This is a genomic window from Paenibacillus sp. J22FR21, assembly GCF_056269135.1.
In genome coordinates, this window is the sequence record NZ_JBWDNJ010000011.1 from 102511 (window position 1) to 127932 (window position 25422).

At 51.4% G+C, this 25422-nt stretch carries 20 protein-coding genes; 19 read left to right on the forward strand and 1 reads right to left on the reverse strand.

Annotation, left to right across the window (positions count from 1 at the left end; all coding sequences use genetic code 11):
• Nucleotides 1–90 precede the first annotated feature (90 nt).
• The 19 genes from AC0YNS_RS28340 (at nucleotide 91) to AC0YNS_RS28430 (ending at nucleotide 24392) form a co-directional block, all read left to right on the forward strand.
• Nucleotides 91–1692 carry a hypothetical protein gene (locus AC0YNS_RS28340; protein WP_475784273.1) on the forward strand — a complete coding sequence of 534 codons (1602 nt, stop codon included), beginning with the start codon at nucleotides 91–93 and terminating at the stop codon, nucleotides 1690–1692.
• A 280-nt stretch (nucleotides 1693–1972) separates the two neighbouring features.
• Nucleotides 1973–3706, forward strand: coding sequence for a type 2 periplasmic-binding domain-containing protein (locus AC0YNS_RS28345; protein WP_475784274.1), 1734 nt, complete (start codon nucleotides 1973–1975; stop codon nucleotides 3704–3706).
• Between the two features lie 82 nt (nucleotides 3707–3788).
• Nucleotides 3789–4763 (forward strand): ABC transporter permease, encoded by a 975-nt coding sequence (locus AC0YNS_RS28350; RefSeq protein WP_475784275.1) that lies wholly within the window; start codon nucleotides 3789–3791, stop codon nucleotides 4761–4763.
• A 12-nt stretch (nucleotides 4764–4775) separates the two neighbouring features.
• A complete protein-coding gene (locus AC0YNS_RS28355; RefSeq protein ID WP_475784276.1) occupies nucleotides 4776–5654 on the forward strand; it encodes a carbohydrate ABC transporter permease in 879 nt (292 codons plus the stop codon).
• A 7-nt stretch (nucleotides 5655–5661) separates the two neighbouring features.
• Entirely contained in the window at nucleotides 5662–7314 is a 1653-nt protein-coding gene (locus tag AC0YNS_RS28360; RefSeq protein WP_475784277.1) for a glycoside hydrolase family protein, read from the forward strand.
• 21 nt (nucleotides 7315–7335) lie between these two features.
• On the forward strand, nucleotides 7336–8085 hold the full coding sequence (locus tag AC0YNS_RS28365) for a phytanoyl-CoA dioxygenase family protein (RefSeq protein ID WP_475784278.1): 750 nt from the start codon (nucleotides 7336–7338) through the stop codon (nucleotides 8083–8085).
• Nucleotides 8086–8109: 24 nt separating this feature from the next.
• A complete protein-coding gene (locus AC0YNS_RS28370) occupies nucleotides 8110–9312 on the forward strand; it encodes an enolase C-terminal domain-like protein (protein WP_090985148.1) in 1203 nt (400 codons plus the stop codon).
• A 118-nt stretch (nucleotides 9313–9430) separates the two neighbouring features.
• The gene (locus tag AC0YNS_RS28375; RefSeq protein ID WP_475784279.1) at nucleotides 9431–9964 is read left to right on the forward strand and encodes a general stress protein; all 534 of its coding nucleotides are present in this window, start codon (nucleotides 9431–9433) and stop codon (nucleotides 9962–9964) included.
• Between the two features lie 585 nt (nucleotides 9965–10549).
• Nucleotides 10550–11644, forward strand: a complete 1095-nt coding sequence (locus AC0YNS_RS28380; RefSeq protein ID WP_475784280.1) for a LacI family DNA-binding transcriptional regulator — start codon at nucleotides 10550–10552, stop codon at nucleotides 11642–11644.
• 310 nt (nucleotides 11645–11954) lie between these two features.
• Nucleotides 11955–14807: a beta-galactosidase gene (locus AC0YNS_RS28385; RefSeq protein ID WP_475784281.1), complete on the forward strand. Its 2853-nt coding sequence runs from the start codon at nucleotides 11955–11957 to the stop codon at nucleotides 14805–14807.
• An 85-nt stretch (nucleotides 14808–14892) separates the two neighbouring features.
• On the forward strand, nucleotides 14893–15810 hold the full coding sequence (locus AC0YNS_RS28390; RefSeq protein ID WP_475784348.1) for an ABC transporter permease: 918 nt from the start codon (nucleotides 14893–14895) through the stop codon (nucleotides 15808–15810).
• A gap of 11 nt (nucleotides 15811–15821) precedes the next feature.
• Entirely contained in the window at nucleotides 15822–16727 is a 906-nt protein-coding gene (locus tag AC0YNS_RS28395) for a carbohydrate ABC transporter permease (RefSeq protein WP_090985138.1), read from the forward strand.
• 110 nt (nucleotides 16728–16837) lie between these two features.
• Complete coding sequence (locus tag AC0YNS_RS28400) at nucleotides 16838–18460, forward strand: ABC transporter substrate-binding protein (RefSeq protein WP_475784282.1); 1623 nt, start codon at nucleotides 16838–16840, stop codon at nucleotides 18458–18460.
• Between the two features lie 813 nt (nucleotides 18461–19273).
• On the forward strand, nucleotides 19274–19798 hold the full coding sequence (locus tag AC0YNS_RS28405; RefSeq protein WP_475784283.1) for a sigma-70 family RNA polymerase sigma factor: 525 nt from the start codon (nucleotides 19274–19276) through the stop codon (nucleotides 19796–19798).
• The gene (locus AC0YNS_RS28410) at nucleotides 19795–20916 is read left to right on the forward strand and encodes a hypothetical protein (protein WP_475784284.1); all 1122 of its coding nucleotides are present in this window, start codon (nucleotides 19795–19797) and stop codon (nucleotides 20914–20916) included. Before AC0YNS_RS28405 ends, AC0YNS_RS28410 begins: the two co-directional genes overlap by 4 nt.
• Nucleotides 20913–21893 (forward strand): ABC transporter ATP-binding protein, encoded by a 981-nt coding sequence (locus AC0YNS_RS28415; protein ID WP_475784285.1) that lies wholly within the window; start codon nucleotides 20913–20915, stop codon nucleotides 21891–21893. The genes AC0YNS_RS28410 and AC0YNS_RS28415 overlap by 4 nt, the downstream gene beginning before the upstream one ends.
• Nucleotides 21890–22723, forward strand: a complete 834-nt coding sequence (locus AC0YNS_RS28420; protein ID WP_475784286.1) for an ABC transporter permease — start codon at nucleotides 21890–21892, stop codon at nucleotides 22721–22723. Before AC0YNS_RS28415 ends, AC0YNS_RS28420 begins: the two co-directional genes overlap by 4 nt.
• 24 nt (nucleotides 22724–22747) lie before the next feature.
• Nucleotides 22748–23674, forward strand: a complete 927-nt coding sequence (locus AC0YNS_RS28425; protein ID WP_475784287.1) for an ABC transporter ATP-binding protein — start codon at nucleotides 22748–22750, stop codon at nucleotides 23672–23674.
• A complete protein-coding gene (locus tag AC0YNS_RS28430) occupies nucleotides 23667–24392 on the forward strand; it encodes an ABC transporter permease (protein WP_475784288.1) in 726 nt (241 codons plus the stop codon). Before AC0YNS_RS28425 ends, AC0YNS_RS28430 begins: the two co-directional genes overlap by 8 nt.
• A 57-nt stretch (nucleotides 24393–24449) precedes the next feature.
• Here AC0YNS_RS28430 and AC0YNS_RS28435 read toward each other — a convergent pair whose 3' ends face one another.
• Complete coding sequence (locus AC0YNS_RS28435; RefSeq protein ID WP_475784289.1) at nucleotides 24450–25340, reverse strand: AraC family transcriptional regulator; 891 nt, start codon at nucleotides 25338–25340, stop codon at nucleotides 24450–24452.
• Nucleotides 25341–25422: the final 82 nt, after the last annotated feature.

The window sequence follows — 25422 nt, forward strand, 5'->3', positions numbered from 1 at the left end:
TCTATTTATTTCGTCTTGTCTCCATTCACGTTGATTAGCTATTCGATTCATGCCTATAGAATCTATGCGAACAAACAGGGGGAAGTAACGATGGTAAACGAAGCTCACATGGCAAGCAGACCGAAGACGTATTATTTGCAGGAAGCGATCGAGCGCGGCTTCAGTGCGATTGCGAACCGATTGGATCCCGAACAGAACATGCGGCCGTATTTTCTGCTTCGCTTGCAGCCCGAGCCGAAGCTTGAGCACCATATCTGGGATTTAGGCGATATGTGCTCCCGATTCACCGATGCGTATTTACTCGGCCGTCCGATTACCGGTGCTACTGACTATGTAGAAGAAGAACAAGCACTGCGGGCGATGCTGGACACCTGCGACCCGTTTCTGAATCCCTTCATGGCAGGGAGAATGCTCCTGGCCTACGTCGATTTGTACCTGGATTCGCCTTCGGAAGCGGGCAAGGAGATCATCGAGAAGCTCGCAGTCGCCATAAGAAGCAAGCTGCAGCATGAAGAGGACTACAGCTACTGGTTCCGCAATGCCGAAGGCTGGAACACGATGGAGCATGCCGTATTCGGTGACTTCAACGGCTACCCCACCTTCCCGCTCGGCGGAATCATGCTGGCATTAGCTCGGTACACCGAAAGTGTCGATGCCCCGGATTGCGAGGACTTGCTTGATCGGATGGGTCGTTTCGTGCTGAATGTCAGCGGAACGTTCGATGCGGAGGGACATTATCAGGGACATACACATTCCGGCGGAATCCTTACAGCGGCCGTTGCGCTCATGCGCCGTGCACTGAAGACGAATGACACCGCAACGGTCCGGAAAATGAAAACGGTCTTCGATTGGACATTGCGTTATTCCAGCACGTGGGGCTGGATACCGGATGGGGTCGGTCCGGACGACGCTTCATGCGAATCGTGTTCGATTACGGATGCCATTCATTTGGGACTGCTAATCGCCCGTCATATCGATTCGAATTATTATGCGATCTTAGAGCGGTTCGCCCGCAATCAATTGCTGGAGAACCAAATCGTACATACCGATCCGATGCTGCCGAACGTCGATCAAGCACAGAAACCGCAATTCGAGCGGGCGCTCTATGGAAGCTGGGCCTCCTGGTCGAAGCCGGGGTCGCTGGACAATTGCCGGGAGAGCGTGGAAGGCTGCTGCCTCGGAGCAGGCATTCGAGCTTGCTATCTGGTTTGGGATGATATCGTAACGAAGCACGCGGATATCGTTTCCGTCCATATGTCGCTTAGCCGAAGCAGCGATTGGGTTGAGGTTATCAGCTATCAGCCGTATGAGGGCAAGCTCGAGCTCATCATCCACGATGCGCCAAGTTTACGTGTACGCGTACCGGATTGGGTTAATTTTGAAGATATTACCGTATCGATCGACGATGCTGTCATAAGCGTTCAGCTTCCGGAGGACGGTTATATCCGCCTTGAGGGGTTGGAATCGGGTCAGCTGGTACAGCTTCTCTACCCCATAACCACTGTAGAGAAGGTCGAGCGTGTTTCCGGACAGGACTACAACGTTCGTTGGCGCGGCGACACCGTCATCTCCGTTACGCCTTCGGGTCACATTTATCCGCTGTTTAAGCGTGAATGGATGAATCAGCAGGCAGCGCCGCTCGTTCAAGGAATTCCATACGCAGCTCAGCGCAGCAGCAAGGTTCATTGGTAGTCTAGTCGTAGTCGCAGCCGAATGGCTGCAATAAACCTGGGATGAGGATGGGCGGGGGACTATATCTCCCGCATCACCTGTACCACATAGATTGGGATTGCGATTGCTTGGCATTGCCAAGGGGGGCATGAGAATCCCGCACACAGGTATCGCGTGAATAAAGTAAGGGGGAGTGGAGCACGGTCGATTGGCCGGGTGGCGTGGACTGCACTGCACTGAAGATCAGTTGTGTTCCTTTATTGAGCAAGGTTCCATCACTCATGTACAGGGGGAATAACGTGTGAGAATCCAGCGTAAAGTAGGCATTCTGTTAAGTGTAGCAACCCTTTCTCTAGGCGTTGTTGGCTGCAGCGGCAGCAACAACAATGACAATAAGACCAATACCGCCACGAATGATGCAACGAAAACAAACAACGCAGCAGCAACGAACAACTCCGCTACGAATAATGCAGCAGCGACAAATACAGAAGAGAAACCGCTTGGCACGGTCAGTGATTTGAAGATCACGGCATTCAACTGGGGCTGGGATAACGCCGACCCGGCTAAGGACATCGTCCTCCCTGAGCTGACGAAGCGCGTTGGCCTGAACAATTTAACGTATGACGTGCTCAAAACAGGCAGCTACGGCGATGTCGTCCAGAAGCTGCAGCTGTGGGCATCCACGGGCGGTTCCGATTGGCCGGATTTCGTAGCGGTCGGGGCAGACGGCAAAACAAAGCTGATTCTGAACACCATGGGCGAAAGCGGCAAGCTGGAAGACTTGACGCCTTGGCTGGATAAATACCCGAATGTGAAGAAAGCCGTCGAGAAGTTGCTTCCTTTCTCGACCAATCCTCACGATGGCAAGCTGTACAGCATCCCGCAAAACTTCTCCAACATGCAGGCTTACGCGATCGACCAGCCGACCATCTGGATTCGCAAGGACTGGCTCGATAAAGTCAATCTGGGTTATCCGAAAACAATCGATGAGTTCTATAATGCGCTGAAAGCATTCAAGGAACAAATCAAAGATGTAAACGGCCAGCCGGTCGTACCTTACTCGGCATTCGGCGAAAACTTCCGCAACATGATCAACGTGTTCTTCCCGCCGGGCCAAAACAATGGCACGGGCTGGTGGTACACGGATGCCGACGGCAAAGCAGCACGCTCCGACGTGTCGCAGCCGGAGAATCTGATCAGAGCGCTGACCTTCTATAACAAGCTGTACAAAGAAGGTTTGATCGAAGAGGAAAGCTTCTCGCTCAAGCAAGGTCAGATCGACGAGAAAGGGAACCAAGGCCGCATCGGTGCCGTTCACGGCGCTTATTGGGAGCAGGCGAACCCTTACACGGACAGCATGAAGAAGACCGATCCGAACGCGAAGTTCGTCGGCATTCAGCTGTATGACCCGACAATCGCTTCGGGGCCAAGCTTGCCGCAGTTTAGACTTGAGGCTTGGAGTCTATGGGCCGTGAAGGCTGGTCTTCCGCAAGAGGAAGTCAATACCTTCTTCAAGACGCTTGATTATGTTCTCTCCGAGGATGGTACGATCCTTACCAAATACGGCTTGGAAGGACAGCAGTGGGAGCGCAACGCCGATGGCAAAATCGTAGACACGAAAGCCTTCTTCGATGAGACGCAAGGCGACTGGAACAAACGCGCTCATCTGGGTATCGACGTCTACTCGTTCATTCCGAACTACGAAGCGCTGATCAAGAACCAAGCTCCGTCCGGCTATGAAATGCGCGAAGATATGATCGAAACGTGGAAGAACCTGGGCTCCAAGTTCCCGACGGAGTTCATTACCGATCCGCAGCGTTATGTAGATCCGGGCGATGTAGAAAACAAAGTAACCGTAGGCGAAAGCGATCGTTACAAGCAATTGGTGGCGAAGTCTATTACAGCTAAGAACCCGGATGATATCAAGAAGCTTGTAGAGGATTGGGGCAAGAATGCCCGCGCGCTCGGCTATGACAAAGTCGTGGAAGAAAGAACGGAAGCGGCGAAGTCGATTAATCTCGATAGCTTAAAGTAATCGAAGTAATAACCAAACTCGCATAAGAGGGGAGCGTTCCTGCGCTCTCCTCCACCATTTATCCGAAAAGGAGGGTCTCGCGATGACGACTCTCGCTGAAACGCAGACGCACACGCCAAGCAAGAGACAGCTTCTCATGGGGAAAATAGGCCGCAAAATGTGGGATCAGCGCTGGTTGTATATTTTTGCGATACCGGGGCTTATCTTCTTCCTCTTGTTCTCTTATTACCCGATGATCGGGATTATTATGGCTTTCCAGGACTACAATCCGGTTAAAGGATACTCCGGCAGTGAATTCGTCGGCATGGATAATTTCCAAACCATCTTCCATTTGCCTGACTTTACGAACGCGCTGCGCAACACGCTGATAATCAGCGGACTTAAGCTGGTCATTGGATTCCCGGTTACGATTCTGTTCGCACTGCTCATTAATGAGATCCATCAAACTGTGTTTAAACGCTTTGTTCAAACGATCAGCTATCTGCCTTATTTTATCTCGTGGGTTATCGCGGCGGGGCTGTGGTATAAGCTGCTGTCTCCGGATGGCGGGCTTATTAATGACATGCTGACTCAGATCGGCTTCTTGAATGAACCGTTCTATTTCATGGGGAGCACGAGTGCTTTCCTGCCGATTGTCATCTTCACTGAACTTTGGAAAAATATCGGCTTTAACGCCATCATTTATCTTGCAGCCCTTTCAAGCATCGATCCTCATCTGTACGAAGTATCCAGCATTGACGGCGCAAGCCGAGTTCGCCAGATCTGGCATATCGCGCTGCCCGGCATTCGCGGCACGATGGTGCTCTTGTTCATTCTGAGCGCTTCCGGACTCATGAGCGCGGGCTTCGACCAGCTCTGGACGATGGGAAACCTGCAGGTGCAAGAGGTCGGTCAAATTCTGGATACGCTCATCTTGAGTTATCTGCGCAATTCAGGCGGATTTATGGGTTTATCGCTCGGCGCGACTATGGGTGTTTTCCAAGCGACAGTGGGACTGTTTCTATTCCTGCTCTGCAACTTCATCGCCAAGTTATTCAAGCAGGAATCGCTAATTTAGAGGAGGGTAGACATGCAGAGATCACGTGGAGAAAAATGGTTTAACGTTGTCAATATGCTGCTCATGCTCGCGTTCTCGTTTCTGTGCCTCTATCCGTTTATTTATATTTTAGCGATTTCGCTAAACGATGCGATGGATGCGCAGAAGGGGGGCATTTACCTCTGGCCGCGTATTTTCACTTGGAAGAATTACAGCGTTATTTTTAACGATAAAGATATTTTCCTTGCTTATGGCGTGACCATTGCTCGGGTACTCGTGGGCGTGGTTACCCAGGTGCTGCTCGTGGCTATGTTTGCCTTTGTCCTCACGAAGAAAACGTTCCCGCTGCGCAAGTTTCTGAACTGGTGGATTGTCATTCCGATGTTCCTGAGCGGAGGGCTTATTCCGTTCTACATCACGCTGCAGCAGCTGCACTTGCTGAACAGCTTCTGGACCTATATTATTCCCGGGCTGTACGGCGCCTTTAATATTATGCTGGTGCGCACGTTTATGACGGAGCTCCCGGAGGCGCTTGAGGAATCGGCGAAGATCGACGGAGCTTCGGATTTCCGGATTTTCTTCAGCATTATTTTCCCTCTCTCCAAGCCGGTTCTGGCTACGATTGCGTTGTTCGTCGGCGTAGGCCACTGGAATGATTGGTTCACGGGCTTTACGTTCATTTCCAATACGAAGCTGTGGACGGCGCAGAATATGCTGCTGTTCCTCATTCAATCGAACGAAGCGTCTAACCTCGCGGTCCTGAGCAAGATGCATCAGGGAGCCGTTACGGTGACGGCGGAATCGATCAAGATGGCGATGCTGATCGTAACGACGGCACCGATTCTATGTATTTATCCGTTCTTGCAGAAGTATTTTGTGAAGGGCATCATGCTAGGCTCATTGAAAGGGTGATTAGTAGGTGGAACTCGGCAGAGCACTGGATTACAGAGAATTGGCGGCGTTAGCGATTCATCATTACAAGGAAATGCTTGATCCGGACTATCATCATTTACCGTATTTCTTCGCCAAAATCGGCAGTGACGAATCGTTTGCTTGGCATAGCGAGTGGGACTTCGGCGATGCGGTTGGCCGGTTTCTCGATGCCTCGATTCTATGCGGCGAGATCGTCGGCGAGCGTCTGGGCCGGGATGCCGAGACACATATGAAGGATGCGCTGCGCTGGATGCAGAGCGAGTCGGATGGGCTGTTCTACCGGATGAGCAATGATTGGGATGTTCCTGCCGGCGCCAATATGTTTGACCAGCGGAGCGTGTTTCTGGGCCTCTTAAGCTGGCTCAAATTCGATAAAGAAGATGAAGCGAAGACGCGCATCGAGCGGATGCTGCAAGGGATGCGGAGCATTGCGGTCGAGCGTGAGGATTATATCTGTTATCCGTTCGAGACGTATGTCCCCGGCATGGCGGTTCCGGAGGAAATCTATACGGAGCACGGGTTTATCGTGGAGCCGACGCATTATGGCGGCGGCGTCTTTATCCTGCCGCTGGCGATTTATTATGAGCAATATGGCGATCCGCTTACCGCAGAAATGCTGGAGAAGCTGACGCGCTTCGTCGTGAATCATTCACGCGTATTCGAGTCGGATGGCAGCTTCTGGTCTCAGGGACGTTACCCGGATGACGGCCATTTCCATTCCAAGATGGGTGCAGTTGCCGGTATTCTGCGTTACGCGACCATTAAGCAGGATGCGGAGCTGATCGCTTGGTGTCAGAAGGTGTATGACTGGGCATGCAGTATGGGCAGTACATATGGCTGGTTCCCGGAAGGCACGGGCCTGAACGGGGAGGAGCCGGTAGATGAACGGTACCGCTGGCTGCCGGGCGTTATTCAGCACAGTGAAACCTGCTGTACGACGGATATGATTCATACTGCGATCTATTTGGCGAAGAACGGTAATATCGCCTGCTGGGACGATGCGGATCGGTTCGCCAATACGCTCGTTGCTTCGCAAGTGAGGGACGTATCGTGGGCTAAGGAAGTGACCGATAAACCGGACACGCCGACGCGCACGTATCGCAACGTGCCGCAGCGTTACAGGGGCGGTTTCACGGGCCGGATGAATCCGAATGATTTCTCCAACCGCGGCAAGGTGGATACGATGGCTTGCTGCTGCGCCGCCGGGGGCCGAGGACTGTATCTGATCTGGGATCATGCCACTTCGCTAAGTGAAGATCGGCTTTATGTCAATCTGTGGCTGACGAAGGAGAATGAGCACGTCAAGATGGAGTACGAGGTGCCGGGGGCCGGTGTGCTGCGCATACAGCCGAAGCAAGCCGGCGATCTATACATCCGTGTCCCGGGCTGGCTGTCGACAGATGCGATTACTTGTCATACGCCGCGTAAGCAGAGCGTATCGCTTGCGCATCCGTATTTGGTTGTTGCGGGGCTGGAAGCCGGCGAAACGGTGGAATTGTCCTTTCCTTCGGAGCTCGTGAAGCGGGAAGAAATCGTCGCCGGCGAGCGATACGAAGGCACTTGGATCGGCAATCGATTATTTGATGTAAGCCCAAGAGGCGTTATGCCGATGAACAAGGCGCTCATCATGAAATCATGATTACAAGGGGGAATTACGGAAATGAGCATGACACTCGAAGAGCAGGTCGAGCAGTTTAAGCGGGATGGATATTTTGTCGTGAAGCAGGCCTTGTCTCCCGCGCATGTATCGACATTAATCGATAAAGTGATTGAAATTTCGGAGGGCTTTACGACGCGGGAAATTCCCGACATTATCGACCGGGACGAGGCGTTTGTACCGCTGCTTGTTAACCCGCCGGTATTTAACTTGATGCGGGCGCTAATGGGGCCGCGCATTCAGATGGAAAGCGTGAATGCCACGCGTATTAAGCCGGGCCAAGGAATGCCGGTCGGCTGGCATATGGACTCGCATGTATTTCCTGATCCGCTGCCGCCTTATTGGTATTTTCCGATATCGATCAACTGTGCCTATTACTTGGATGACATTACGCCGGAGAAGGGGCCGCTTGTCGTCGTTCCCGGCTCTCATCTCTCTCTGAAGAATCCGCCGGATGGGCTAAGCGAAATCGAAGGTCAGATCGATGTGCTGGTCGAAGCGGGAGACGCTGTTATTTTCCATGGTGCGCTCTGGCATGCGGCGAAGCCGAATGTGCATCCGACCGAGGAGCGGCGCGCCTTGTATTATAATTACTTGCAGTCGTTCTGCAAGAATCGGGTGGATAATTTCGTCGGCGAGCGTTCCCGTCAACTCCGTGAGAGCGGACCGTTCTACATTCAGCAGATGCTCGGCAAATTCGATGGTTGGCATGAAATTCCCGCGGATGCTGAAGAGCAGCTAGCTAATCTATAGGGTTCAAAAGGAGCTGTCCTCTCTATGGCACAAGTGGAAATCAGGGACGTACGGGTCATCATGACCGCGCCCGATGGGGTTAATCTCGTTGTCGTGAAGATCGAAACGAATGAGCCCGGTCTATATGGCCTAGGCTGTGCAACGTTTACGCAGCGGCATCTTGCAGTCGCGGCGGCGGTGGAGCACTATTTGAAGCCGTTCCTGATTGGCAAGGATCCAAGACGGATCGAGGATATTTGGCAAACCGCCATGGTCAGCGGTTATTGGCGCAACGGTCCGGTGCTGAACAATGCCGTCTCCGGCATTGATATGGCATTGTGGGATATTAAAGGCAAGCTATGCGGCGTACCCGTCTATGAACTGCTAGGCGGGAAAGTGCGGGATGCTGCAGCCGTCTATCGCCATGCCGACGGTCGCGATGCCAGCGAAGTGGAAGAGAATGTTCGCATGTTTATGGAGCAGGGCTGCCGGTATGTCCGCTGCCAATTAGGCGGATATGGCGGTCAGGGCCATAAGCTGCATCAGCCTGATCATGTGCTGCCGGGTGCGTATTTCGATCCGGATGCTTATGTGCGCAGCGTGCCGCAAATGTTCGATCATTTGCGCGCCAAGCTTGGCTTCGAAGTCGAACTGCTGCACGATATACATGAGCGGATTGTGCCTATCGAGGCGGTGCGATTGGCGAAGCAGCTTGAGCCGCATCGCTTATTCTTCCTCGAAGATCCGCTGCCGCCGGAGCACTTGGATTGGTTCCGACACATCCGTGCGCAATGTGCGACACCGCTCGCGATGGGGGAGCTGTTCGTCCATTCCGCGGAATGGATGCCGCTCATTACGGAGCGGTTGATTGACTTCATCCGCTGCCATGTCAGCGCGATTGGCGGGCTGACTCCTGCGGAGAAGCTGGGTACGTTATGCGAAGCCTTCGGCATTCGCACGGCTTGGCATGGGCCCCCGGACCTGTCGCCGGTTGGCATGGCAGCGAACATCCATCTGGACCTCAGCAGCCCGAACTTCGGCGTCCAGGAATGGAGCGCGATATCCGATCGGATGCGCGAGGTGTTTCCGGGCAGTCCTGTTCTTCGCAACGGTTACGCCTACGTCCCGGATACACCGGGTTTCGGCGTAGAACTGGATGAACAGAAGGCGGCGCTATACCCTTGTCATGACGTGCTGCCGGGGTGGACGCTCTCTCGTATACCGGACGGTTCGCCGTCTCGTCCATAACCGTCGGGCGGTCCTGTTAGAGGCTTGTTTTCCATGGCAGAATTTCCTTCGTCATCCGGTTTAATCCTCCCCATTTAGGGTATAACAAACTTAAATACGGGATGCGGAGGCGATGAACATGACGTACAAAATAGGCATATTCAATACGGAAAATGAAGCAGTGACGGCCATTCAGGCACTGGAGCAGGCGGGGTTTACGAACCACGAGCTGAAGGTGCTGGCTAAGGATCGGGAGCACTCGCGGCGGGTCGAATCGGAGACGAACGTGCATGCCGACGAGATGACGGACCTGCTTGGTACACGAGCGGCTGCAGACGATCATGGGGTAGAAAATCTTCGCGTCTATGCGCCGATGTCTGCGGCAAGCGGATTGAATATAAGCGGTGGCTTCATCGGCGGCATGACCTATCCCAGCAATGGCTTCCTGATCTCAACCGCCTTCTTGGGCGATGACCGCAATGTGGAGAATGCGTTGACTGACATTGGATTGACGAGCAGTGATGCAGAACCATGCCGCAAGGCGCTCAGTCAGGGAGCCATTATCGTGGCAGCGGATATCGGCAACAGCGATCAGGCGGACGGTCCGGATTTGTCACGCGGCGGGGCGGCGGAAGCTGCTTTCCGCAGCAGTGGAGCGGCAAGGATTTTGTAAGTTTTGCATAGCCTATAGTTGCGATGGGTTCCACGAAGGGCCGCCTCAAAAGTGCTGTGACTTTTGAGGCGGCTTTTTGTTTAGCGTGATGGTGCGTGCATAATCTTGCCGAATGAAAGCTGGAGTGACGACAATAGAAATAACACATTCATGATTCCTATTTATTGTAATATTATTTTGTGAATGTTCTGATAATTGGCAGCCGTTTATTGAATCGATTTCTTGGCCGGTTCGTTCCGGAAACGGGCTTCTTTGGTAGGGCAGCAAGCTAATTATTGCAGCGCTAGCGCGATAGAAGTACAGGTTGAAGCAAGCATAACGATATGGATATGCCGAGCCAAGCTTTACACAATCCTGCTGAGAAATCGGGATATCGGAACCCATCGTAGACTGCAAGATACATACATGTTAAGATAAAAAGAATTAATATTTATCTCATAATATTTTCAAATATATGTATTTCGTTTACATGCATATTTTCAAATTTGCTAGATTAGCTTGACCCATTTACAAGAAGGAAAATACTCTGCTATGCTAGTGAAAAACTGTCACCTAGACAGATCTTAGCCCAAAGGGTGAGGCAAAATGAAATCGGTTACTGTTTACGACATTGCCAGAGAAGCAAACGTTTCCGTCGCAACCGTCTCACGTGTCTTGAACAACACGGCGCCAGTGAAAGCATCGACTCGGGAACGCATCTTGGGTCTCATCCAGAAGCACCAATTCCAGCCCAATGCGCTTGCACGCAGCCTGATCAAGAAGGAAACCGGCATGATCGGCATTATTTTGCCTGACATTACGAATCCATTCTTTCCGGAAGTGCTGGCAGGCCTGGAGCAGGAAGCAAGAAATAACGGCTATACGTTCTTCCTATGCGACACAGGCTCCTCCAACCAGGACATCAAGGCGCAGTACCAGCGGGAATCCCAGTACTTGAATATCCTCATGGAGAAGCAGGTTGACGGCATCATTATGATTGGCGGCCGGATTGACCTTGCCCGTTGCAGCAAGGAGATGGCGAAGGAAGTAGCGGAAGTGAATAAGCGTCTGCCTGTCGTGCTCATTAACGGCAATTTGCCAGGGGCGAAGTTTCACCGCGTCATTATCGATGAAGTTGCAGGGGGAGTACTTGCGACCGAGCATCTAATTGGACTTGGCCATAAGGACATTGCTTTTGTCGGCGGCTACAAGCAGATGTCCAATACGGTGCAGCGCTTTGAAGGCTACACGAAAGCGATGCAGCAGGCTGGATTGCCGATTCGCGAGGATTGGATTATTACCGGCGGCTTCACAGTGGAGGCTGGCAAAGTTTTCATGAATGAGCTGCTTAGCGCGGAAGGTGTACGCCCAACGGCTATCGTTTGCGCGAATGATCTATCTGCGATCGGGGCGATCAAATCTGCCGTTAAGCATGGTTTGCGTGTTCCTGAGGATATGTCGATTATTGGCTTCGACGATATTCCGCTTGCGGCTAATTTAATTCCCGAGTTAACCACCATTTCGCTCAAATGCTTGGAGCTTGGCCGTACGGCTGCTCATATTCTGCACCAGCTGATCGGGAAGAACGGCATTGATACGCTGACCGTCCTTCAACCTGAGCTCGTCGTGCGTGAAAGTACAGCCCCTTTGTCGGTTAATGTCAGCGTCAAAGCAGCCGATTACCTGTCGTCTCTGGGGTAAACCATCTTTCAAAAAAATAGTATTGACAGCGCTATCATTTTGAATGTAAACTTCAAATCAAGATGACCCTCTAGCAAGGGTTTAATTTTAACCCAGATATGAAATGGGTTTCATAAAACCCGCACAATCGTATAGTTCCGGCACGATGCTAACGCATGTAGTCTCCTGAAATACACTTACAAACGGTATCTGTGATGTTGTTCAAACTTCGCTCAAACCCGCACCGTTAAAGTGTATTTTTATTTTTACAGCGTATGAAATGGGTTTCATAAAAAAGTGGTCACTGCTCACCTCAGGGAGGATCGAACGCATGAACATGGACATGAAAACAAGTTCCGCCTTACAGCTTTCGTCTTCGGCACTCCGCATCGGCGGTCAAGCCGAAATTATCCTCTGCGCATCGCTCTTCTACTTCCGCAATCCACGTGCCCATTGGCGCGAACGTTTGGAACAGGTGAAGGCCTTCGGGTACAACGCCATCGATGTGTACTTCCCTTGGAACTTTCACGAGCTGGAAGAGGGCAGCTGGGATTTCACCGGCGAACGGGATGTAGAAGCCTTCCTGCAGATGGCTGCTGATGTGGGTCTCTGGGTAGTAGCAAGACCAGGGCCGTACATTTGCTCCGAATGGGATGGAGGCGCTCTTCCCGCTTATCTGTTCGCTAAACCGGATATGGTTATCCGAAGCACGGAAAGCACTTATTTGCAGGCTGTAGAGAAGTGGTTTGATCGTATTCTCCCTCTGCTGGCCAAGTATGAACAGCAGCGAGGCGGCTCCATCATCTGCGTGCAGCTTGAGAACGAGCTCGACTTCTACGACTGCCCTGATCCGAAAGGTTACATAACCGCGCTTCGAGACATGGCAGTTAATCGCGGCATACAAGTTCCGTTAATTGCCTGTGCAGGGCAAGGCGGACTTTACGAGGCTTCGGGCCTTGTGGAAGGTGTCGCACCGACTTGTAATTTCTATCCGAATGACAAAGACCCCGAGTTTGAATACAAAGTAACCGCTTATGAACAGAGACTGGCTCAGCATGATCTACCGCTGCTAGTCACCGAGACCAACCGATCGCATTTCCTGCTTCGTCGTTTATTATCCTGCGGGGCGAAGCTGCTTGGTCCTTACCTTCAAGTTTCCGGAACAAACTTCGGCTTCACCAACGGGACCAATAACTGGGGAAACCCGCTGGCACTCATGACATCCGATTATGACTTCTATGGCATGATTTCGCCGGAAGGCCACATTCGCAAGGAAGCGTATGAAGGCCGATTGATGCGCCGCGTGATTACGGCTTACGGCAGCTCACTTGCAGAAGCGCAATCTGCTTCAGCAGCGGACATTGTTACTGCAAGACGGTTCGGCGATTCAGCTGATGGAGCAGCGACGGGTACTTTGGTTCAACGGCAGCTGCAGCTTGCGCAAGGCGGACATCTCTTGTTCGTAGCCAATGTAGGCGAGCAAGAGGAAGTCGTGCAGCTAGAACTGCAAGGAACTGGCGGTGGCTTGATTCCGCAAGCTTCGAAGCTTCGCACCATTCCGGCCAGATGCGAAATGCTGCCAATCGGAGTGCCGATGAGCGGCTGGGGGATAGAAGGCGTACTGCGCTATTCGACGGCAGAGCTGTCGGATGTACACCGCGAAGCTGCGAAGACGGTTATCGTATTCCACAGTGAGTATGAAGGCGAAGTCGCGCTGAACTTGAACCAGCCGGCAGTTCGCATCGAAGAGAATGGCGTTGCAGCTTCGGCTAACGGTGAAGATGGCGATTATCTCTTCGTCTTCCAAGCGAAAGTCGGAACGATTGCTTCATGTACATTAGAGCTGGCGGATGGTACGGTGCTTGAGCTGGTAGGCTTGGCAAGAGCGGATGCACTGCTGATGAATGTCATCCAAGATGGCGAAGTAACGATCGGCAGCCCGATTACTTATGATGTAGCTCCTCGTGAGAAACTTGTAGATTGGTCTTTGAAAGCGGTATCACCAATGGAGTCCTTGTCGACAAATGCAGCAGTATCTCTAACAGCGGCGGAATTCCTGGAGCATAACGGAATCTACCGCGGTTATGCGTGGTACGAAGCGGAAAGCGGCATCGATACGGCTGAACAAGCTGTGCAAGGGATCCTCGTTCAGAATGGCAGCGACATGATCTCGCTCTATGCAGGAGACAGCTACCTGGGAACGATTACGCCCGGCGGCGGCAGCCGATTTATCCGCAACAATAGCGGTATCGGCGGTGTGGGAAGCAAGCTTACGGCTCGCGTGGAAATTTGGGGACATACCAACTTCGATGATCCTCGTCTGCCGGCGCTAAGACTTGACTCCAAGAAAGGGTTGACCGGACTTGTCTCTGTCACGGGCGTGAAGCCATTGCTGCATTGGCGGATACTGCGAGTGAAATCGCGCACGCTGCAGCCGGAAGTGCTGGAACGCGACTATGATGATCAAGCGTGGGCGATTTGCACCTTTGGCGGATGGCTCTCACCGGATCATCCATCCAGTGAATATTATCGCAAAACCTTCACGGCGTCTGAGAGCGCAGATTCGTGGACGCTGCACTTCAAAGGTATCCAAGCGTTGGCGCAGGTGTTCGTGAACGGTGCATCCGTCGGTACGGTTCACCCATTTGATCCGTATCTCAATATCTCAGAGCATGTACAACCGGGCGAAGAGGTTCAGGTAACCGTGTTCCTGGAACGTGTACTCGGATTAGGAGCCGGGGAGGTTATCGTATACGAAGGAAACGCTGCTCGTAATTGGCAGCTATCCGCTGCAGACGAAGCCGGATTGCTCGCTCATGCGGAAGCCTCGCAGCAGGGTGCAGCACCAACTTCGCTGCCGGTCTCCATGGAAGCGGGAAGTGTGTCTTGGCTGTACGGAACATTGCCGGAAGCCAGCGGCTCGAATGGCTGGCGGGTGTATGTGAAAGGCAGCGGGATGAAAGCGACGGTTTATTTTGGCGGCGTGATTGTAGGGCGTCTATGGACAGCAGGCGGAGAGTCGAGACCGGCAATGAGCGGAGGCAGTCAAGATTCCTTCTTCCTCCCGGGGCCTTGGTTCGCGGAAGGCGATAACAAGCTTCTTATTCTGCTGGAAGCGGTTGAAGCCGGATCGACATCGCAGCTCGAGAGCTTATCCTTTGTACCTGCCGGCGTGCAGCTATAGTTAGTTACAACTTGATCTGGAGGGGGGAGTTAGGATGAAAACAATCGCGCAGCCGGCAGCAGCCGCGAAGTCGACCTCAAAGTCGATGCAAACGCGAAGGAAGAAGCTGTGGAACAATCGTACGCTGCTTCTCATGTGTGTACCGGCTATTCTGTTCTTCGCCATATTTGCCTATTTGCCAATGCCGGGCTTGTACCTTGCCTTCATTCGATACAACTATACGGACGGGATTTTCAAAAGCGCATTTATCGGAATGGATAACTTCCGATTCCTAGTGATGACAGGCGATCTCTGGAGATTGACTGCCAATACGATTCTGTACAATCTGGCCTTCATCATACTTGGAAATTTCCTGCAAATCTTTATCGCCATTCTATTGAATGAGCTGCGCAAGAAATGGTTCAAGAAGGTATCGCAAACGATCATGTTCCTGCCGTTCTTTATCTCGTTCGTTATTATTGGGCTTATTGCCTACAACATCCTAAGCTACGATTACGGGATGCTGAACGGGATCTTGAAAACCATTGGTGCGGATCCGGTCAAGACGTACTCCAATCCACATGTTTGGCCGTTCATCATTATCATTACTTACCTTTGGCAGTCGACAGGTTACGGGTCAATCGTTTATTTTGCCGCCATCATGGGGCTGGATTCCGAAATCGTCGAAGCGTCCGAGATTGACGGTGCCAACGCCTTGCAGCGGATACGCTACATCGTTCTGCCATGGCTGAAGCCGACGTTTATTATTCTGCTTCTGTTCTCACTTGGCGGCGTGCTTCGAGGCAACTTCGGTTTGTTCTACAACCTCGTCGGCGCGAACAATACATCTCTCTACGCCACAACCGATATTATCGAAACGTATGTATTCCGCTCCTTGATGAACAACTTTAATTTCTCGATGGGCAGCGCAGTAAGCTTGTATCAGTCAGTATTCGGTTTCGTCGTCGTCCTCACAGCAAACTGGCTTGTGAAGAAAACATCGCCGGATAACTCGTTATTCTAGGAGGGACTCGCATGGAAGTGGTCCACAAACGCATTCGGACGGATGGGACGTCCTTAATGGTTCGAGGCTTCGGTTATGTATTCATCGGCTTGTTCGCACTCTGCTGCTTGGTCCCGTTTCTAGTCGTACTGGGCACTTCGTTTACCAAAGAAGCGTCCATCGCGAAACACGGCTTCAACATATGGCCGCGGGAGTTCAGTACATTTGCTTACAAAATCGTCTTCGAGAATCCGGATTTAATCATCGGTTCATACGCGGTGACGATCGGACTTACGATAGTTGGCACCATTGCAGGATTATTCTTGGTTGCCATGACCGGATATGCGCTGCAGCGGCCGGACTTCGAGCAGCGGAATTCCATATCCTTCTTTATCTATTTCACAACGTTGTTCTCCGGCGGACTGGTTCCATTCTATCTGCTTATCAAACAATACTTAAGCTTGGGTGACAATTACCTTGCGGTCTTGCTGCCGGGATTGATGAGCCCCTTCCTTATCATTATGATGAAGAGCTTCACGAAATCGATCCCGCATGCCATTACCGAATCCGCTAAGATCGACGGTGCAGGCGATTTCACCATCTTCATGCGACTCATTCTGCCGATGACAACACCCGCGCTCGCTACGATCGGCTTGTTTATTGCACTGGGCTATTGGAACGAGTGGTATAACGCGATGCTGTTTCTGTCACCGGACATGAAGTATCGACCGCTGCAGCTGTTCCTCTATAACGTCATCACGAGCGCGGATTTTATTCGAAACTCGTCAGCCTCATCGAACGTTCCGCTCCGGGATATGCCGCTGGAATCGATGAAGATGGCAACCGCAGTTGTTGCGACAGGGCCGGTTATCATGTTCTACCCGTTCGTACAACGTTATTTCATTCAGGGGATTACGGTTGGTGCAGTAAAAGGGTAACAGGTATATGAGGGAGTTTGCCGGCCCTCTTGCCATAGCCGCACGAAAGCGCTTTCGTAACTTTTGGAGCGGAACAAAGCGATTTATCTAAAATAGGGAGGCTACAAAGAATGGGAAACTTGAAGCGGGTATCCACTATCGTACTTATGCTCATCCTAGTTTTCAGTATCGCGGCTTGCGGAAGTAACAACAACAACACGGGTAACACAGGTAACACAGGGGACACTTCCGGCAACACATCAGGTGATTCCACCAGCAATACCGGCAATGACAGTGCAGATGTAAGCAAGATCGATACAAGTGAATTTGAAACCATTTCGTATGTCGTGCTGGGCGATAAACCAAAGAACGGCCAGCTCGAAACCGTTATGGAGAAAGTAAATGCGATTATGAAGGAAAAAATCAACGCGAAGCTCGAGTTCAAATGGGTAGAGTGGGCAGACTGGCAAACGAAGTACAACTTGCTGCTTGCTTCCGGCGAACCGATTGACTTGATCACAATCGGTACGGACTGGCTCGATACATGGGGCAATGCGCAGCGCGGTGCTTTCCTGCCGCTAAACAATTTGCTGGAGCAATATGCACCGCAAACGTTTGCTGAAATTCCGCAAGAGGATTGGGAGCAAAGCAAATTCAAGGATGATATCGTCCTGATTCCGGAGAATCACTACACGCAATGGGTTAACCACGGTGTTTACTACCGCGGCGACTGGGCGAAAGAGTTCGGCATTACAGAGCCGATTAAAGATTTCGAAACACTTGGCAAGTACTTCCAAGGCGTGAAAGACAAGAAAGAAGGCGTTGTTCCTTACGATGTAAACGGCGGAACAAGCACGTTCTATAACGGCTTTGCTACTACGTACACAGATAACATTGAGCTGCCGATTTCCACAGGTTATGCGAACGTTTACTATGCCAAATCCTACGACGATCGCTACACAGTTGACAGCCCGATCTTCAACGACGATTTCATCAAATTTGCTGGCTTGATGAAGGAATGGGCTGACAAAGGCTTCTGGCGTGAAGATGTACTGAACTATAAAGGAGATACGCGTGCTGCGCTTAAAGCAGGTCTCACCGGTGCAGATTCCCACCATACGCAAACGTACAAAGGACTTCGCGTTGAAATGGATAAACAACAACCGGGCTCCGAGCTGCAAATGTTCTCCTACTCCGATACTCGCGGCAACCTGATTTCCATGCCAATTACGCACGGCGGCACGTCGGTAGGCGCGCACAGCAAACATCCGGAACGCGCTCTGATGGCTTATGAGCTGATCCGTCAAGACAAAGAAGTGTACCAACTGATCAACTACGGCCTTGAAGGCGTTCAGTATGAAATCAAAGACGGCAAGCGTTTCCGTCCAGCTGCTTACGATGAAGCAAAAGACGGCTTCTACACAGACTTCTGGGGCGGCCGCGTCGACAAATTCGAAATTCCTTCTGACACGGACTGGAGCGGCATAGGCGATGTGTATGCGAAATACGACCAAATCAAGAAGCCATTCCCTTACGGCAAATTCGTATTCGACAAAGCAAGCGTTGATCCTGAGATGACTGCAATCTCTCAAGTAGTTGGCGAGCAACTGCCCGCAATTCTGTTCGGTAAAGCAGGCGACCCTGCTGCTGCAGTTAACGCACTTCGCGACAAGCTGAAAGCTGCCGGCTATGACAAAGTGAAAGACGAAATCCAAAAACAACTGGATGCCTACAAAACACTAATTGAAGGTTAATGATCATCATCTTTCTATCGAAAACAGCCGACAGAGCTTACTCTGCGGCTGTTTTTTTGTTTTTAAGGGAGACTCAGGGGGAGCGAGTTGAGGAGTGCGGACACGAAAAAAGGGATACGTAATACGCTAACGAACCGTAGAGGTCTTATTCGTCCCGGAATAGCTTCAAAAAAATTCTAACGAACCGTAGAGTTTCTATTTGATGGTTGTGGGGGGATTCGAGGTGGATTTTGCCAGAATAAAGCTCGTAAGGTTCGTTAGATTCTCAAAGTCCCAAAATTCGGCCTGATAAGGCCTGTACGGTTCGTTAGAGCCAGCGGTTATAGAAGTTTTTATCGGCTTCCTACTTGAGTTGTACAAACTACACGACAAACTGAAGCCTTCCGAGAAATAAGGTACTTAACGTGTATAAAATGCATTTGAAATACGGATAACCAGCTATATTCATTAGAAGGAAACGTATGACTTGTACGAAGTACAAGTCATACGTCATTTGAGATTAAAATGCAGCGATTGTGTTGTACTCCTTACACGTCATCTTCGAGCCGCGCGACAGTTGATCCCTCGTACCTCATTACTTTGGCAGCTGGAGAGCAATACCACAAAAGAAATCGAATCGCTACGATCGCTTGAAAACCTGAGTTTCTCAGTGGCTGCGAAGAAAACCTGTCGCATCATTTGTATTCGGGAGTGGATCTTGCGACGCTCGCACTCTCAGCACCAAGCGTACTGGGAGCAAACGTTAGCTTTTTTTTACCGGTGTGCTATATTTGGGCTAAATGCGTCGTCTTAACAGATGAAGGAGGCGAATACATGGTAAACCAGAATAGGCCGGAACGGTTTCAAGCGTTGTTCCGGGAACATTATCCCGCCGTGCTGCGGAAAATTATTGCTCTTATCGGAGATCGCGCAGCAGCGGAGGATTTGACTCAAGAGGTATTCCTGCGGCTTTACCGTAATCCACCGGAAGAGCTAGATCGCATGGGAGCATGGCTGCACCGGGTACTGACCCGTATCGTATATGATCATTATCGCAAGTCCGGCAGACAACAGAATCTGACGGAGAAACAGATGAACGAAGCGTTAACGGAAGAACAGGTCCATCCATCTAATGATGCAGCTGTCATTCAGAATTGGGAACGAGATGTCGTCCGAAATGTACTGAATAAATTATCCGAGCGGGACCGTCAGGCACTGCTGCTCAAAGAAAAAGGCTATACGCATGCTGAGATTGCGGAGGCATTGCAGGTGAATCCCAAGATTGTCGGGACCCTGCTCATGCGGGCGGCTAGTCGGTTTAAGAAGAATATGAATGCTGAGGAGGTCATGGAGCAATGAAACATAAACCATTGGATCATACAGATGCGCAAGAGCTGGGCATTAGCGATGCTGATGTCGAGAATGCGCTCGATCGATTGTTCGAGGCGGTGAAGGACGAGGAGGTACCTGCTGTCTGGATGGAGAATGCTGAGCCGAACCAAGCTAATCAGCAACCAAACGAGCAGCTATTGGGTGAGGAACTGACTGCGCGCGAAGAGCCGCCAGCGCCAAATCAAATTGCAGCTATTAATGAAGGAACACGTCTGAAGAAACCTCGCAGGCTGAAGAAACGGTGGCTGTCCGGCGCGACGGCAGCGGTGCTTGCAGGCATGCTGTTGTTCACGTCCTGGGGGCAAGACGTCATGGCGTCCATGCTGGGGACGTTCCGCGTGCAGCACTTTGAAACGATTGAAATCAGCCAATCCGATATCACATCTTTCCGCGATGCGCTGCAAGCGGGAACGGCCGGCATCCAACAGCTTGATTTGAATCGGTACGGCGATATCAAGCAAGAAGGCGGAGGAACGGCGCGCGATGTCGATGCTGCCGAGGCAGCGACCTTAGCCGGAGAACAGAAGCTTAAGCAGCTTCCGGGCGATGGGAAAAGCATTATAACCTACATGCCGGAGCAGCAGATTACCTTTAACCTGCATCCGAAGGAAATTAACAAAATGATCGCGCTGCTCGGAGGCGAAACGAAATTCCCGGCTTCCGTCGAGGATTCGCCGATTGTCATTCGTATGCCTGGCACGTTTAGGATGGATCAGGCAGCCGAGGATGGGAGTACGGCTAAGCAGCTGTTACAGATGCCTGCCCCGTCTATTGAAGTATCCGATGACGTCGATGTGGAGCAAATTCGGCAGGCAGTCCTTGATTTGCCTATCATCCCCGATGAAATGAGAGCGAAGCTTGCGGGTATTGGCGATTGGCGCCATACGCTGCCGGTTCCATCGACTTCGACAGACAACGTCCGCACGTTGAAGGTCGATGGCAATGACGCCATCCTGACCATGTCGGGCAGCGGCAGATCCCTGATTTGGCTGCAAAATGAATGGGTCTATCAGCTAAGCGGCTCCACTGAGGCTTATCCATCGGAAGAGGCCTTAATTAATGAAGCAAGAGGAATTATGAAATGATGATTCTGCAAACGAATGGACTGTCTAAGACCTATGCGTCCGGAACGGGCTGCACCGATATTTCCCTGGAAATAGAGAAGGGGAAAATCTTCGGTCTGCTCGGTCCGAACGGCGCAGGCAAGAGCACCTTTGTGAAGATGGTTGTCGGTTTGCTGCGTCCGGATTCCGGCGGCGGTACACTCTTCGGCAAACCGATTGGACATCCTGAATCACGAATCAAGCTCGGCTATTTGCCGGAGCTGTTTCGCTTCCAGGAATGGCTGACAGGTGCAGAAGTGCTCCGTTATCATGCCGGATTATGCGGAATGACGCGATCTCAGTCGAAATCAGCCGACTTTACGGCCCGTATTGAGGAAGTATTTCGTATTAGCGGGTTGAACGAACGAGGCTGGAACCGTGTCCGTCATTACTCTAAAGGCATGCAGCAGCGACTCGGCATCGCCTGCGCGCTGCTAATGGACCCGGAGTTTATTATTTTGGATGAACCGTCTTCGGCACTAGATCCGATCGGCCGTTATGAAGTTCGCATGCTGCTGGAAAGGCTTCGTTCGGAGGGGAAGACCGTTTTCCTGAACACACATTTGCTCGAGGATGTCGAAGCGGTTTGTGATGATGTCGCATTCCTTCACCTAGGCAAATTGCGTGCAGTGGGGCCGATGCGAGAGCTTCTGCGAAGCGGCACGAGCTGGGAGGTTACGACTTCGGGCTGGCTGCCGGAGCTGCAGGAATCGCTTTCGGGTCAGCTGCTGCCGGGAATGTCCTTTACGATTGCAAAGCAGGATGGGGATGGCAGCGCCGTCCTTCATGTGTCTGCAAAGGGTCGGGAGCAGATCGGTTATTTGAACCGGCTGCTGATCGAAGAAGGCGTCACGGTCTATGAGGTACGGCCGGTTCAGGGCAGGCTCGAGGAATGGTTTCTGGCCATGTCCGGCGAACAGGGCAACAGCGGTGCAGGTAAAGGCGGTGTACGTTCATGATGTGGATTGCGTTTGCCGGCAAAGAATTGTTCCGCAAGAAAATCATATGGGTCAGCGTTGTACTGACAGTGCTGTTTGTCGGGTTGTTCTGTTATGGATTATCCCGTACCCCTGATGATCATAATCAGCTACAGGTGGCAGAGTTAATGAACGGCGTGATGCTGCTTTCACTTGGACTGCTCTTCGCGCAAATGATCATTGCTTTTCTGGTTTTGTTCACGACGATGGGAGCGATCTCCGGTGAAGTGGAGAACGGACTAATGCTGGCCGTATTAGCCCGCCCGATCCCGCGATGGAAAGTGTACCTGGGTAAATATATGGGTATCGCATGCTGGCTCATCGGGTATAGTATCGTTTTGTTCTTCGCGATTCTGCTTCCGATCCACTTCTGGCTGGATTTCCCGCTATATCCGCTCGTCATCTTGAAGTCGCTGCTGCTATTCATCTGGGCGCCGCTGCTGCTGCTTGCCCTTACGATGTTTGGCTCGATCTTCTTGCCCATGCTCGGAAACGGCGTCGCTTGCGCCATGCTGTATGGAATAAGTCTATTCAGCGGTTTCTTGGAGAATCTCCCGTTCGCCAGTGAGAAGATCTCACAGTTCGCGTTGTTCTTCTCCATGCTGCTGCCATCCAATATGATGCTGAAGCGGGTGACTTATGAGCTCCTCAATGGACTCGATTTGCCGGTGACGACCGATATGGTGAACACGATGGGTCCGTTATCCGCCATCAATGTGCCTAGTATGGCATTTATTCTGTATACGGTCTTCTATTTGCTTGTGCTGCTCGTTGCCGGATGCTTCGGGTTCCTGCGCAAAGATATTGCTTAAATTATCGAAGGAGCGTTACTAACAATGAATCAACCTATCCTGCAGGTCCGCGGACTCTGCAAACATTATAAAGGCGTTAAAGCCGTGAATGGCATTGACATGACGTTAATGCCCGGCGAGATATACGGCTTCCTCGGACAGAACGGAGCCGGCAAGACGACAGCGATTCGGATGATGATGGGACTCATCCAGCCGACGGCCGGATCCGTAGAGCTGCTTGGAGAGCGGATCGGCAAGGGCCGCAATGCGGTGCTGCGGAAAGTCGGATCGGTCATTGAATATCCTGGCTTTTATCCGAATCTAACGGCTATTCAGAATTTGGACGTTCACCGCAAAATGATGGGTGTTCAAGGTCAAGACGCGATGGAGGATGCTCTTCATACGACAGGTCTATGGGAGGCCAGAAACCGCAAAGCGGCTAACTTTTCCCTTGGTATGAAGCAGCGTCTGGGCATTGCCAGAGCGATTCTTCACAGTCCGGAGATGCTCATTCTGGATGAACCGACCAATGGCCTCGATCCAATGGGGATTAAAGAAATTCGATTGCTGATCCAGGAGCTCGCGCAGAAACGGAAAATTACGATACTCGTTTCCAGCCATATTCTAAGTGAAGTGGAGCAGCTGGCGACGAAAGTCGGCATCATCCATCGCGGCGTTATGCTGGAAGAGACAACGATGCATGCTCTTAAGGAGCGCAATCGTCATTATATTAGTTTGCAGGTGGATCAGCTGGAGAAATCCAGAGAGCTGTTAGTTTCGGAGATGGGCATTCGCGATTGCCGAATCGATGAGGATGGCTGGCTCCGTGTCTATGATGATGGACTGATTCCGGGCGAGATGAACCGGTTGCTCGTGAAGGAAGGCATTCTTGTGAATAGTCTTTCCGCCATGAAGGATTCGCTCGAAGACTACTTTGTGCGCCTTGTGGAAGGAGGTGCGGCCCGTGCTTAATCTCATTGCCTGTGAATGGCTCAAATGGCGTAATTCCCGCATGTTATGGCTGATTCTGCTTGGTGCGCTGCTTCCGGGAGCACTCGGATTCTTCATACAACTGAACAATTCGGGGGCTTTTGAGTGGAAGGGGTTGTTCGAGAATAATTTGTTCATTTTGACGATGCTGATGTGTCCGGCCTTATTTGCCTTATTGGGTGGTTACTTATTCGCAAGGGAGTTCCAAGAGCGTACCGTAAACAATCTATTGACGGGGCCGCATTCGCGCAATCAAGTGCTTGCAGCAAAGTTTATCATCGCTATTCCGGTTCTGTTATCGGTTATCCTGCTCTCGTTCCTGCTTACCTTTGGTACAGGCTTCCTGTTTACAAGCGAGATGCCGACCTTAGCTGTATTCGGAAAAGAAGCCGGCAAATACGGTCTGCTCTTCATCTTGCAATATGCCCTATTGCCAATTGCGGCTGCAGTGGCTCTTATGTGGCGCAGTTATATTCCGGCAATGGGTCTTGGCGTGTTTGCCGTCGTTTCGGAACTCACCATCATGCAGTCCAGATTCATTATGTATTATCCGTGGAGTGCGCCGCTGAATCTGGTTCTTAACATGTCGCCGGATCATAACTCTGTTTCCACCGGAGTAACGACGATGCTGATTGCATTCTTCGTTCCGCTTCTCTTTATCGGCTTATATTTCCGTAGAGCAGACGTACACAGCGGATAGTTCCTGTTCCAAATGACCCTTTAGCCTGGCAGTGCATACACTGCCGGGCTATTTGTTTTAGAACAGAATTCTGTTCGAGACTTCGGATTCTCGGTAGGTCTGAGGAGACATGCCGACATATTTGCTGAACATTCTGGAGAAGTAGTGAACCGAATTGAACTGGTATTTGTCCGCGATCTGCATAACGCTCAAATTGGAGGAGCGCAGATCTTCCCTCGCTCTGTTAATGCGGAATTGATTGATGTATTGAACCGGTGATAAACCCGTTGTTTTCTTGAACAGCTCGAAGAAATAACCTCGGCTTACACCAAGCTGCTCCGAATAGAGCTCCAATTCAATAGCTTTGCCGTTAATTAAATCCGACTCAATGCGTTCGAGCAGCTTGCTAATCCTCGGATCCGGGATATGCCTCTCTTGCAGCGAGTAGGTTAAGAAGTGATTGATGAATACGGCAAAATGGCTCTGCGCAGCCATGCTCCGCAGGAAGGTTCGCTCTGTCGTATGCTCGCTCGAAATAAAGCTTCTCTGCAGCAGGTCCGTCCAGTTGAGCATGGATGCGCCGCTTATTGTGGATATTTCGGGCAGCGGGTAAGGAAACGCTTCGCCTACGAGCTCGGTTCGCAGCTGGGGATAGTCGTAGCATAGCGGCGCGGCGTGATCCTTGAATACTTCGGTTCTGTCTACATAATACCAATCGAAATAGCAACATACATGAATCAGCGGGTCGGTGGCGTCAGCAATCCAATCGTGGGGCTGTCCGGCTTCCATATAGACCATCATGCCGGGCAGTGCTTCGTATTGCTTGCCGCGCAAGCCGAAGATGCCTTTTCCTTCCGTCACCATGTAGATAGAGCTCGAATAGACATAACGGTTTAAGCTGGACTGTCCGCGATAGAAGGCATATTTGGTCGCGTAATAGACATAGGGATGGAACTTGCTGAAATCCATGGCGAGAATCTCCTTTATCGCAAACTTGCAAACGAAATGATTGGGCTAAAAACAACCTGACTATTGTGCAACTGGATGACTG